Source organism: Seonamhaeicola marinus, assembly GCF_008085455.1.
The window spans coordinates 1-304 of the sequence record NZ_VSDQ01000295.1; the positions used below are offsets into that span (position 1 = coordinate 1).

The window sequence follows — 304 nt, forward strand, 5'->3', positions numbered from 1 at the left end:
CTTCGTTTTGGTTCATTAATAAGCGGTGGTGTTCTAAAGCTTTTTCTACAGATGCGTTAAAGCGTTCTCTAGTAATTGGCTTGTGCAAATAATCGGTAGCATCATAGTTAAATGCTTTAAAAGCATACTCGGTTTTACCGGTTACAAAAATAATTTGCGGTTTTTTGTTTAATACGTCTAGTAGTTCAAATCCATTTAATACTGGCATTTCAATATCTAAAAAGATAAGATCTACTTGGTGCGTATTCAATCCGTTTTTAGTCTCTAAAGCGCTACTGTATTCGGCTATCAAGTTAAGCGAAGG

1 protein-coding gene is annotated in these 304 nt (G+C 34.9%); it reads right to left on the minus strand.

Translation table 11 applies throughout. The annotated features are described in order from the left end of the window. Positions 1-304, minus strand: a 304-nt coding sequence (locus FUA24_RS04045; protein ID WP_148540160.1) for a LytR/AlgR family response regulator transcription factor, incomplete at both ends; no start/stop codon positions are given.